Origin of the sequence: Deinococcus metallilatus, assembly GCF_004758605.1 — a bacterium.
Classification (GTDB): Bacteria; Deinococcota; Deinococci; order Deinococcales; family Deinococcaceae; genus Deinococcus; species Deinococcus metallilatus.
This window is the reverse complement of record NZ_CP038510.1, coordinates 485,001-496,371: the sequence shown is the minus strand read 5'-3', so window position 1 is coordinate 496,371 and position 11,371 is coordinate 485,001. Positions and strand designations below refer to the sequence as shown.

The 11,371-nt window shown below is 67.6% G+C and carries 11 protein-coding genes (1 of these 11 running past the window's edge); 6 read left to right on the top strand and 5 right to left on the bottom strand.

All coding sequences use genetic code 11. The features are described from left to right. The first annotated feature begins 38 nt into the window (after window positions 1-38). From E5F05_RS02180 to E5F05_RS02155, 6 genes are all read left to right on the top strand, one after another. The gene (locus E5F05_RS02180; protein WP_146719837.1) at window positions 39-920 is read left to right on the top strand and encodes a hypothetical protein; all 882 of its coding nucleotides are present in this window, start codon (window positions 39-41) and stop codon (window positions 918-920) included. Window positions 921-1,326: 406 nt separating this feature from the next. After that, window positions 1,327-3,489 carry a glycoside hydrolase gene (locus E5F05_RS02175; RefSeq protein ID WP_146719836.1) on the top strand — a complete coding sequence of 721 codons (2,163 nt, stop codon included), beginning with the start codon at window positions 1,327-1,329 and terminating at the stop codon, window positions 3,487-3,489. A 39-nt stretch (window positions 3,490-3,528) separates the two neighbouring features. Then, window positions 3,529-4,185, top strand: coding sequence for a response regulator transcription factor (locus E5F05_RS02170; protein WP_146719835.1), 657 nt, complete (start codon window positions 3,529-3,531; stop codon window positions 4,183-4,185). A gap of 8 nt (window positions 4,186-4,193) precedes the next feature. Then, window positions 4,194-5,480, top strand: a complete 1,287-nt coding sequence (locus E5F05_RS02165) for a sensor histidine kinase (protein ID WP_146719834.1) — start codon at window positions 4,194-4,196, stop codon at window positions 5,478-5,480. 94 nt (window positions 5,481-5,574) lie between these two features. Next, window positions 5,575-5,691, top strand: coding sequence for a Tn3 family transposase (locus E5F05_RS22040; RefSeq protein ID WP_146719833.1), 117 nt, complete (start codon window positions 5,575-5,577; stop codon window positions 5,689-5,691). Window positions 5,692-6,987: 1,296 nt separating this feature from the next. Continuing rightward, window positions 6,988-7,842 carry a site-specific integrase gene (locus E5F05_RS02155; protein ID WP_146719832.1) on the top strand — a complete coding sequence of 285 codons (855 nt, stop codon included), beginning with the start codon at window positions 6,988-6,990 and terminating at the stop codon, window positions 7,840-7,842. A 328-nt stretch (window positions 7,843-8,170) separates the two neighbouring features. Here E5F05_RS02155 and E5F05_RS02150 read toward each other — a convergent pair whose 3' ends face one another. The 5 genes from E5F05_RS02150 to E5F05_RS02135 all read right to left on the bottom strand — a co-directional run. Next, window positions 8,171-8,482, bottom strand: coding sequence for a hypothetical protein (locus E5F05_RS02150; protein ID WP_146719831.1), 312 nt, complete (start codon window positions 8,480-8,482; stop codon window positions 8,171-8,173). A gap of 34 nt (window positions 8,483-8,516) precedes the next feature. Then, entirely contained in the window at window positions 8,517-10,106 is a 1,590-nt protein-coding gene (locus E5F05_RS02145) for an AMP-binding protein (protein WP_184117647.1), read from the bottom strand. Then, window positions 10,103-10,963 carry an SDR family NAD(P)-dependent oxidoreductase gene (locus tag E5F05_RS02140; RefSeq protein WP_146719829.1) on the bottom strand — a complete coding sequence of 287 codons (861 nt, stop codon included), beginning with the start codon at window positions 10,961-10,963 and terminating at the stop codon, window positions 10,103-10,105. The genes E5F05_RS02145 and E5F05_RS02140 overlap by 4 nt, the downstream gene beginning before the upstream one ends. A 55-nt stretch (window positions 10,964-11,018) precedes the next feature. Continuing rightward, window positions 11,019-11,150 (bottom strand): hypothetical protein, encoded by a 132-nt coding sequence (locus E5F05_RS21830; protein ID WP_260177302.1) that lies wholly within the window; start codon window positions 11,148-11,150, stop codon window positions 11,019-11,021. A 135-nt stretch (window positions 11,151-11,285) separates the two neighbouring features. Then, window positions 11,286-11,371, bottom strand: partial view of a bacterial transcriptional activator domain-containing protein gene (locus E5F05_RS02135; protein WP_146719828.1) — the 3' portion only. 310 nt of this gene lie beyond the right edge of the window; only the last 86 of its 396 coding nucleotides appear in the window; the start codon falls outside the window, past its right edge; it ends in the stop codon at window positions 11,286-11,288.

The following is an 11,371-nucleotide window of genomic DNA, read 5'->3' as shown; positions in this document are numbered from 1 at the left end:
CCACAGAGTCGGCGTGCCCCGCCGTTCGGGAGGCCAACATGCTGCATGTACCCTTGACTGCCCCCAGCCCTGCCACCTCGACGCCGGTGGACGAAGCAGCCCTGCTCAGCCGTATTTGCGTGCGCCCGCCGTATTTCGCACTGGGCGACCTGTCCTCCAGCGGCGAGACGTTCAGTGCCAAGATCAGCGCCGGGCTGCCGCAGGGGGCCGAAGTCGGCCCGATGCAGGGCGCGGAACTCAGCCGACATACCGCCATCGCCGGACTATGTAGCGCGGCGCTGGCGCAGGGTGACGGTAAGCGCCGCTACTATCTGGCCCAGCAGGCCTGGTACGAGGGCTTCCCGAGTGACGCGCCTTACGGGGCGCCCGTCACCCTGCAGGCCCACCTGGATGCCCTGACCAAGCGTGCCGCTCGCGCGACCATTCGGGCGAGTGTGTCCGGGGCACCGCTCGCGCGGCTGGAGGTCGAATACACCATTCTGACCGAGGCGGCCTTTGACCGGCTTTTTCAGTCGCGTCGTCAGCCCACCTCGGGAGCCGCCGCGCTGGGCGCGTTGCCGACAGGACGGCTGGAACGGCGTGGCTCCACGCTCATCCGCAGCGTGGAGCGCGTGCCGACCGAGGCCTGCGCCGGGCATTTCGAGCACTATCCGGCGCTGCCCGTGGCCATCTTGATGGGCCAACTCGCCGACCTGGCGGGTTTTGAACTCGGGAACGGCCAGGTGCCGTACCGGGTGGTGCGGGCCAGCGTGGAGGCGCAGGACTTTTGCTGGGCGGGTGAGGCCGCCCGTTTTGAAGTCACCCCTACGGAGAGCCAGGGTGATCTGCACATGTTTGCCTGCCGGGCGTATGCCAATGACCGCTTGACCGGCAACATGCAGCTGACCCTGGCACAGGACCGACATCAGCAGCAGGGGTGACGCCTCCGGGCTTGTGCTTGAGCGCCGTGACCATCGCCACTTCCCTTCCAGGGGCATTGGTTACGGCCTCGCGGTAGCAATGGAACGGTGAACCGGCATATTCCCCTTTTTATTCGTGCAGCACGTCGTCCGGGCCACGCAAAGGGCGCGACTCGCCCTGCTTGACCAGCTCTCCCAGGATGCAGCGACCCGGAAACGTTGTCATCAGTCCACCGCTTTCCACATCTGGCTGGAGGTGTTGTGGCAGGCGGTCTGACACTCAGCTCGCCTGCCGGAGAAATCCACCCCGTTCAGGTTCAGTTGCCAGAACCCCATAGAGGCACCCTCCGAGTCAACTGCAACATCCGTTCGACTGAGGAAACAGGCAGTTCACCCTCAGTTCACTGCTGCTCGCCACACTCGCGCCATGCATAACGCCTTGCTGCTGATCGCCGCCTTGGGCCTGACCCAGGCGGCCGCCCGCCCCATCACCCTGCAAACCCCCAGGGGGACGATGGCGCTTGATCCATCCACGCTCCGGGTCGAACTTCGGCAAGGGGCGCGGCAGGTTCTCCTGGCCCAGGGCACGGCCCCGAACACGGTCGAGGTGCTCCAAGTGTCGGCCACCTCCTCGACCTGGCGCTGGCCCGAACGCCACCTCGTGATCAAGGCCAGCGTCCAGAACGGCGTCTTGCAGGTTCGCGTCCGCGCCGATCAGCCCACCACCCTCCTCTGGCCCGTCCTGCCTTTTCAGGACCAGCAGGCCCTGATCCTGCCCCAGGGCAGCGGTCGCCTCATTCCCCTGAACCGGAAAGACCTCCTCGCGGACATCGATGGCTTGAACACCACCGAGGACCTCAACATGCCTTTCGTGGCGCTCAAGGGCGCGCAGGGCATCCAGACCTGGCGCCTCGAGACGCCCTTCCACAACACCCTGAAGCTCCAACCCGCCCGGCTCGCCCTGCAACACGAGTTCCTGAACCGCCAGGGGCCGGAAGAGCAGACGTATGAACTCACGCTGACCCCCGGCAAGACGCCCATTGAACCCGCCCTGGTCTTTCGCGCCTCCCTGCAACGCAGCGGTCATTTCCGCAGCTTCGCGGACAAGATTGGCGCGCTCCCCGACGCGGAAAAGCTCAAGGGCGCGCTGTTCGCCTATCTCTGGGGCAGCGGCGTGATCGGGACACAGGACATTCGACCTGACGGCTGGAAAAGATTGCTGAGCGGCCTGACGACCTCCACGCCGGGCCAGTCCCTCCTGAAGCTGATGGATGCCGATACCAGAAAGCAACTCCAGCAGGCAGCCTCCAGCAACGAGATGAATGCGTACGTCCGGCGGACCCTGGTGGAAGGGATCAACCAGGCCACCACCCGCGGGCCTTACGCGAACCAATCCGCCGCCGCGAGCCTCATCACCGCCCTGCAACGCCTGTTTCCCGGCGTGTTCGTCCCAGGAACAAGCGGGGGGCAGGGGGTTTCCCTGGCCCTGCTCAACGACCTGAAAGCCGCTGGCATCGACCGGGCACGGCTGGCGGTTCAGGACGCCAGCGATACCGCCAGGCATCGCGACGTGGTTCAGCGTGCCCGCGCCCTGGGGTACCTGATGGGACCCTACGACTCCTACGAGAGCGTTCACCCCAGGGCTTGGGCCGGGTCGGACCGCACCTGGCCCACCGCGCAGTTGCCCGCGCCCGCCTATGAGGAAGGCGGCGTCATGAACAAGCAGGGCCAGTACGTGACCGGCTTTCAGGGGGTGGGGCGCACCCTCAATGCGGCTTACGCCTTCCCATTCTTTCAGAAGAGGGTGCAGCAGAACTTCACGGCGGCGCCCTACAACTATTACTTTCTGGATGTGGACGCCACCGCCAATGTGCAGGAGGACTACAACCCCCGGCACCCCAGCCGCATGGCCGAGCAGGTCGAAGCCCGCCGCAAGCGCCTGAAGTGGCTCGCGGACCGCCACCTGGTGGTCGGCTCCGAGGGCGGCTCGTACCTCTTCGCGGACCTCATTCACGTGGGGGAAGGCTACCTGACCCCGGCCCTGGGCCGCTGGGTGGACCCGGATCTGGCCGACAAGAATTCCCCCTATTTCCTGGGCCGTTATTATCCCGCCGCGCAACCCGACGTGTTCTTCAAGTCGGTGCCCCTCAAGCCCTCCCTGCTGGACCGCTACGGCAATGCGGCGTTCCAGCTCCCCCTGTACGAGGCCGCCCTGCACGACAGCGTGATCAACACCAACCACTGGCTCACGTCCGCCAACAAGTTCTCCAACCTGAAAGCGGCCCTGCGTGCCCGCAGTTTCCTCTTTCTGGAACCCCTGCAATTCCATATCTCGCGGGATTCCTTCCCACAGGACCGCGCCGAGATCGTCGCCTACTACCGCCGCTTCAGCCCCCTCCACCGCACCTACGGCACGGCCCCGCTGACCGACTTCCAGTGGCTGACCGACGACCGTCAGGTTCAGCGCAGCGTCTTTCAGGCGGGCCACAAACGCCTCACCGTCGTGGCAAACTTCCGCAGCGCGCCGTTTGTTTACCAGGGTCACACCATCGCCCCCCAGGACGTGCTGACCATCGAGGATGTCGAATAGACGTGCCAGCGTACTGCGAACCGGACGAGGAGGAAGAGCATGAAAGTCCTGCTGGTGGAGGATCATGAGGGGGTCGGGAGCCTGGTCCGCGATCTCCTCCAGGATGAAGGGTTTCAGGTGGAGTGGGCACGGGACGGAGAAGAAGCCCTCCATCTGGAGCGCACCTACTCGTTCGACGTGGCCGTGCTGGACCTGATGTTGCCCCGCCACTCCGGCTTCGACGTCCTCCAGGCGTGGCGGGGGCAGGGGCGGCGGCTGCCCGTCCTGATCCTGACCGCCCGTTCCGCCCTGCCGGACCGGGTGCAGGGCTTGAACAGCGGGGCGGACGATTACCTCACCAAACCGTTTGCGGGCGAGGAACTGGTGGCGCGCCTGCGTGCCCTGTGGCGCCGCGTCCACGACCAGCCCAGCAACACCCTCACGGTGGGGCGCCTCACCCTGGATCTGGCGGGCGGCCCACCGCTCTGGGAAGGGCAGCCGGTGAACCTGCACCGCCGCGAACGCGACGTTCTGGAGTTCCTGGCGCTGAACGCCGGAGGATATTTCACGCGCGAGAGCATCTTCGCCCGGGTCTGGCCCAACGACTCTCTCTCGGACGCCCGCACCGTGGACACCCATGTCCGCCTGCTGCGGCAGAAGCTGACCGGGGACGCCATCGGGACGCGCCGGGGGCAGGGCTATTGTTTCGTCGGCTGACCTTGGGCGTGCGCCTCGTACTGGTCTGGGCGCTGGTGGTGGGGACGTGCCTGCTGGTGATGGGAACTTGGGTAGCCCAGGCCGTCGAACGAACGCAGACGCTGAATGCGGACCGTCAGCTCCGGGGGGTCGCGGGCCGGATCACGAACCTGCTGGGGGCCGGGCGAACGCCCGCTGAGATTCAGGCCCTCCTGGAACTGGGCACCCCACAGCTCGAAGTCTGGATCACGACCCCGGCAGGCCATGCCCACTGGGGCGTGCAGCCCCTGCCCCTGCCGCTCCTGAACGACCGGACCGGCTTTCAGACGCTGGCCGGGCCGTGCGCCACATGTGTCTGGCGGCTCTATACCGTGAACATTTCTGGAGGTGCCCGTGCTCGTGTCGCCGTGTGGCTGGGGCAGGACCGGCAACTTCTCCAGCGTCTCAGCCGCAACCTCTGGACCTTCGGCCCCCTCGTCCTGCTCCTGTGCAGTCTGAGCGGGCTGTGGCTCACGCGCGCGGCCCTGGCCCCCGCCCGCCGCCTGGCCCGCGCCACGGTGACCATCGCCCGACAGGGGCACTGGTCTGCCCGGCTGGACGTGCCCACCGCCCGCGACGAGACAGCGCAGACGGCGCGGGCCATCAACACCCTGCTCACCCGCCTGGAAGACGCCTTGCAGACGGAGCGCCGGTTCGCGGCCTATGCCGCACACGAACTCAACACCCCCCTCACCGTGATCCGCGGTCGGCTGGAACGGGCCGTGAAACGGCAGGACCTCGGGCAGGTTGGCCTCGCGCTCAGCGCGGTGGACGAGCTGACGGCCCTGACGCGCACGCTGCTGGATCACCTGCGGGCCGAGACGCTGGCGGCTGAGTGGGCGCCGCTCCAGCTCCTGCCGCTCACCGCACAACTGCTGGAGGAACTCTGTGAACTCCGGCCCCACCTCCAGGTGACGCTCACCGCCCCCGGCGAACTCCAGAGCCTGCACGCGAACGCGGACGTGCTGCGCTTGGTCCTGCGGGGTCTGCTCGAGAATGCGGGGAAGTACGCGGAGACGACCGTGCAGGTCAGCCTGATTCAGCACCCGGGACAGACGGTCTGGACCATCCAGAACGATGGGCGGCCCTTCCCAGCCGACCTCCTGGCACGGGTTGGGGAGCCTTACCTGCGTGGTGCGGAGGTAGACCGCCCGGGGTACGGCCTAGGCCTGAGCTTGACGCGTACACTGGTGACGCAACTTCAGGGGACGCTCGAGTTCAGTCATCGGGCAGGGCACACCGTCGCCACCTTGAATCTGCCAACTCTGGCAACGTAACCGGGTTTCCCGCAGTTCGTTTGGTCAGGCGAGCAGGCCGAACTCTGTCCATGACGAGACCTACCGTGGCACATCTGCGGCAATTCAATCGTGGATGGTCTTCCACCGGCACCAGGGGGAACTTCGCCAGCGGTATCGGGCGGGACAGGAAGATCAACTGGGCGTGCTCGGGTTGGTGCTGAATGCCATGACCCTGTGGAACAGCCGGTAGCTGGTCCCGGCCGCCGAGCATCTGCGTGCTCAGGGCTTGGCGTGGAGGTGCGCGACAGGACGTGGCGCGCCTGTCCCCCTTGCGGTTCAAGGATCTCCACCTAGAGGGACGGTGGGCCTTCACTCTGGCGGAGGCGGTCAAGCGGGACGGCTTGCGCCCCTTATGTGACCCAAAGGACGTGCTGCACGAATAAAACGGGGAATATGCTGGTTCGTCGTTCCGTTACTACCGTGAGGCCGTTACGCCGCGTGGTCGCAAGGCGGATCTCTTGCCCGGTGGTGGAGGTGCCGTGACGGAATGGTCGGGCGCGTTCATTATGGCGAAACTCTGCTGGCGCACGACCTACGGCCTGTGGGGCTCTGCCACTACCCCGCCAGATGAGCCCCTGACCCGCCTGGCCACGCTGCTCGTCCCCGGCTGCTGGGCGCTGCGAAGCCTGCGGGTGATTCGGGCCTGGACGAGGTGGGATTTCGATATTGATATACAACAGATGACAGGTGCAGCGGATTTCCCAAAGCTCCTGCCTACCTATCCAGTTTCACGTTGTTTGCAAAACGCTCTTCCCTTGCTATGCATGTCCTACTGCCTCAGCGTGAGGTGAGCTTCTGCACTGGCACCAGCCCCAGGTGGACAAGCCCAGGCTTGGGCACCCCGCCAGGTGGGCTTCAGTTTGTGGACCTCGTGCGGGTGAACGTCTCTGATGCCCTGCTATATGCCTGTCCTGGCCCCTGTGATTATCAAAGGGTAACGTCATCTGTGCGTGCTCCTGACGGAGGAGAGACAGGACATGCTCAGCTCAAGGCGGGTTTCCAGATCGCTATATAGCTGTATATAGGCTGCCCACCTAGTGCGGAGGCTTTAGGCGTGAGCCTCTGCAGCAGCTCGCAAGACCTGTAGGGCTAACTCCAGAGGCAAATTGAGTGGTTGGCCCAAACTTTGTACTTTCATCCATCCGCGTCGAGGAGCCGTAGCCGAGGAAGGGGGTCAGCACCTGGCTGTTGCAGGAAAGCATGACAGTGGTGTGTTCGACCCTGCTGACCGTGATGTGGCTTGCTGGCTGCGTGAGCGTCTGGGGGCGGAATTGCTGGAGGACGCAGGGAAGGTTGAGTTGCCGTGGGTCGTCTGGCCGTAAGGCGCACGCTGAGGCGCCAGCAGTACGGGGATGCTGTCCTGGGGTTTGTGTGGAACGTGGTGGAACGTGCAAAAACCTCTTACCACCAGCGCGAAATTTGACGGGTGCGGGACAGGAGAGACGCCCTCTCTTCTCCTAATGTATATCAATGGTTAAACTGAACCATGCACCCCGCTGACGAACGCGCCCAGAAGCTGGTCCTGGCCCTGCACCGGTACGACCTCGACCAGGTGATCGCCCTGCTCCCTGATCTCCATACCCGCAGCCCCAGCAGCCGCAAGATCACCCACTCCAACCTCAAACCGGTGTTCGAGCAGGCAAAGAAAGATCACCTTGATCTCCTCCACCCGCCCGCCGACTTCCAGGCCTGGCTCTACGCGCCCTTGCGCCGCACCATCCATGGCGAACACACCGCCAGCCCCCGCACGGTCCACACCCGCGCCTCCCTCCTCGCCCGCCTCTACCGCCTGCTCGAACGGGAAGGGCTCTTCCACGGCGAACCCCTGCGCCATCTCCCCCGCCCCAGCGCCAAACGCAAGGCCCAGGCCCTGCAGGAACGTGCCGACATCACCCGGCTTCACCTCCAGACCCAGGACGATGCGCCGCTCCACGCCGCCCTGCTCCTGATCGACCACGCCGCCTTCACCCCCGGCGAACTGCTGGCCCTCACCTGGGAGGATGTCAACTTCCCCCGCGGCCAGGTCCTGCGCCGCCGCACCGCCAGCACCGTCCATCCCGCGGCGCTACAGGCCCTCGACCGCCTCGCCCGGCAAGCCGGTGGTCCCCTGCACGCCCAGGGCCACGTCTTCGAGTACCCCGATGACCAGGCGCTCCGGCGCGCCCTCTGGAAGGCCTGCCAGGACGCCAACGTGCCCTATCTGCCCCCCGCCCTGCTCCGTCAGGCCGGGCTGCGCGACCATGCCCAGCAGCTTACCCCCGCCGACGCCGGGTTCAGCAGCGAGGCGGCCTACCAGCTCGCGGTGGACGTGGCCCAACGTCTGGTGCCGCAAGACGACTAACGGCCTCAGAACAGCAGCTCCGGCAAGCCTGCCCTGTCCATGAACCAGCAGTGCGTCCAGCCCGACAACCCTCCAGATTGAGGCTCAGGAACCGGGCCTGGCCTCACGCTAACAACGGAACGACGAACCGGCACATTATCCTGCTGCCGTACTCCCCGTCCCGCTCGCACAGATCGCGGCGGAGCTGGTAGGGCGAACCCGAGTTCAGGCAGGCCAGCGCGGCGAGGGGTTGGGTGGTGTACAGCCTCATGGCTCTCCCGCTACCGCCACACGGCCAACTTCCCGGGACCCGTCTTCCAGCCCCCACGGGCGCGCAGGGCCCTTCCCCTCAACTGACCGTGCAGTGGTACTCGGCATCGTCAAGGCGAAAGCTCATCCCCAGGACCCGCCACAGGCCCAGCAGGGCGTTCATCCCGAACTCGGTGAAAGACTCCCCGCCCAGCACGTACCGCTCGTAGGCGCGGCGGGTGATGGGAAAGGTCTGGCCCTGGTCGAGCACCGCCCTGGCCCCCTCGTTGTACGTCACGCGCCCGATCCGGTACTGCCCCCCCTGTTGGATCAGGGAAACGTCGGCCAACGTGTCCGGGTGACCGCTCGCTTGACACCGCACATGCTTGACCAGCACCGGCAGGCCGGTCATGTCATGCACCTCCTGCACGTACAGTCCCTGCGCATCAGCCGTTCCCAGCAGGGCCGCGAGGGCCAGCGGCAGCCCCCAGACCTTCCTCCGTGCCGCCCTCCACCTTGAGCCGCCTGCGCACCAGTTTCCCCAGAGCATTCCTCGGCAATTCTTCCACGAAGGTGATGGACGCGGGCCGCAACATCCGGGGCAGAAGGGGCCGGAGGTCGAGTTCAACCCTTTCCCGCGTCACGTGGCGGTGCCCGTCGTGCAGGACGATCAGGGCGGCGAGGGCCTGCCCGTATTCCTCGCTGGGGAGGCCGACCACCGCGCACTCCCGCACGTAGCCCAACTCCGCGATGCGGGCCTCCACCGCCTCCGGGGCGACGTTCTCCCCGCCGATGATCAGCAGGTCGTCGCGCCGCCCGGCCAGACTCAGCCACCCGGAGGGAGTGAGCCGCCCCAGGTCGCCCGTGCCCAGCGCCGAGCCTGGCTCCCCCTGCACCATGGCACCCCGCACGACCACTTCGCCGATCTCACCGAAGGGGGCGGGGGTACCGTCCGGGCGGCGGATGGCGACCTGCACGCCAGGCAGGACAGATCCGACGCTGTCCGGCGCGGCCAGGAGGTGCCCGGGGGTCGCCAGAGACACCAGGCCGAACTCGCTGCCGCCGTAGAGGTTGTAGAGCACCGGCCCGAAGCGCGAGAGGGCGCGGGTGGCGAGGTCGCCGCTCAGCGGGGCCGAACCGCAGACGATGGTTCGCAGATGCTCGGCCCGACCGGGATGGGGCGTCTCCAGCAGGCGGTACAGGACGGTGGGCACGAGGACGAGGACCTCAATGCCTTCCCCGGCGAGCGTCCGCCAGTACGCTTCTGGTGTGCCCCGTGCAAAGAGGTGGAGGGGTGCGCCCATCGCCAGGCTCAGCCCGAGGGTCATCAGCCCGTGCCCGTGAAAGAGGGGGATGGTCAGCAGGGTCGGGGACCGGGCACGCAGCCCGAGCTGGTCCAGCAGGGACGTGAGGGTCCGCAACAACTCGGCGGGGTTGACGCTCCTCCTCACGGCCTTGGGCGCCCCGGTGCTCCCCGAACTCAGGATGACGATGCTGCCCCGGCCCCGCCGCACGGGCCTCCCCGCCACCTCCTCACGCCGGAGCGCCCCCACCCGCGAGGTGGGCCAGAGGGGCAGGTCCGTCCCACGCTCGCGCAGGCCAGGTAACCACTCGTCATCCACCACCAGCAGCTCCAGGCCCTGGGTCCGGCACACCTCCAGCGTCTGCTGAGCAGAGAAGGTCGTGTTCAGGAGGACCACCCGCAGCCCCAGCCGCCCGCAGGCGAGCAGGGTGGCGACGAAGGTGGCGTGGTTGCGCGCGAGCAGGCCGACCGCCGCCCCGGGACCCACCCACCCGGCCAGCGCGTCCGCGATCAGGTCCGCCTGCCCCACCAGTTCCCCGAAGGTCGTGCTCCCCTCCGGCTCGACGAGGGCCGGGGCGTCCGGGAAGCGCGCGGCGGACCAGGCGGCCACGCTGTACAGGGAGACGCCGTGCCGGGCGGTGAGCGTGGCCCATTGCCGGAGAGCCCCCGGGGGATCAGGGTGCAGCAACCCGGTGCGTCCCACCGCCCGCAGGGCGTCGAGCAGCAGGCTCACGGCCGCGCCCCTTCCCCGCGCCGCCGCTCGCGGTCCTCCAGCCTGCTCAGCACGCCATCGAGGACGCCGGGCAGGAGCAGGGCGGCGAGTTCCTGGGCGCCCAGCCACCACGGCGCGACCCGGTCCCGGGGCCGCACCACCGTGCCCGCGATGATCTCGGCGGCCTCCCGGGGCGTGAGGGCGGGGGCGCGGCGGTAGAGCCCGCTGGCCGCGCTCATGCGGGTGCGCACCAGGGGCATGTACACGCTGCTCACCCGGACGCCCCGCCCCCGCACCTCCGGGGCCAGGCCCCGCAGCCACAGGTCGAACCCCGCCTTGCTCCCCTGGTAGGAGGCCCAGCGCGGCGCGGCGGGCGGCTTGGCGGATACCGTGGAGACGCTGATGATCTGGCCCCCGCCCTGCCCGATCATGCGCGGCAGCAGCGCGAGGATCAGCGCCGCCGGGCCGGTGAAGTTGACGGCCAGCGAGCGCTCCAGGTCACGCCGCTCCAGGGACTCCAGCGCCGGACGCCGGATCGACTTCCCGGCGTTGCTGATCACGAGGTCGATGCGGGGGTGGAGACGCTGCACCTCCTCCATCCGCGGCGCGATGTCCCCCGTGCGGGACAGGTCCAGCGGGTAGGCGTGCGCCCGGCCTCCCGATCCCCGAATGGAATCAGCGACCGCACGCAGTTTTTCCTCCGTGCGGGCCACCAGCAGCACTTCTGCCCCCGCCTGACCGAACAGCCGCGCGGTCGCCTCCCCGATGCCGAAGGACGCCCCGGTAATGAGCACCGTCTTCCCTCCCACCGCCCGGCGCAGCACCTCCACGTCACGGCAACTCGGGGGCGAGAGCAGCAGGCGGGCCAGACCGGGCATCCTTCCCTGTCTACCACAACCCGTCGGTGCGGCCCAGCTCATCCTCGTCCGCACCTCACTCGGCCCGGAGTGCCTCGGAAACCCGCAGACGGCTCACGGCCCAGGCCACGGGCAGGGCCGCGAGCAGGCCGATCAGGCCGCTGACGGTCAGCACCGCTGCCAGCAGGGCCTGGATCAGTGGGCCCACGGGCGGGGCATCGGGCAGGTCTTCATCCGCCCGGGGAAACCCGTGGAGAACGCCTAGGGGTTCCACTAGAGTTGGAACAGAATTTCCCGCTAAGTGTTCATCTGGCCTCCGCTCTGGGCACTCGCTGAGTACGCGTCAGTTGAACGGGCGTTTCCGAAGGTCTTCGCCCAGCGCTTTCAAGCGTGGCGGCACTTCGTCCACTTCACGGCGGAAGGCCTCAG

Bases quoted from the DNA above. Each gene is read 5' to 3' on its own strand.
- E5F05_RS02180 (WP_146719837.1), top strand. From the start codon at position 39: ATGCTGCATGTACCCTTGACTGCCCCCAGCCCTGCCACCTCGACGCCG.
- E5F05_RS02175 (WP_146719836.1), top strand. From the start codon at position 1,327: ATGCATAACGCCTTGCTGCTGATCGCCGCCTTGGGCCTGACCCAGGCG.
- E5F05_RS02170 (WP_146719835.1), top strand. From the start codon at position 3,529: ATGAAAGTCCTGCTGGTGGAGGATCATGAGGGGGTCGGGAGCCTGGTC.
- E5F05_RS22040 (WP_146719833.1), top strand. From the start codon at position 5,575: ATGGTCTTCCACCGGCACCAGGGGGAACTTCGCCAGCGGTATCGGGCG.
- E5F05_RS02155 (WP_146719832.1), top strand. From the start codon at position 6,988: ATGCACCCCGCTGACGAACGCGCCCAGAAGCTGGTCCTGGCCCTGCAC.
- E5F05_RS02150 (WP_146719831.1), bottom strand. From the start codon at position 8,482: ATGACCGGCCTGCCGGTGCTGGTCAAGCATGTGCGGTGTCAAGCGAGC.
- E5F05_RS02140 (WP_146719829.1), bottom strand. From the start codon at position 10,963: ATGCCCGGTCTGGCCCGCCTGCTGCTCTCGCCCCCGAGTTGCCGTGAC.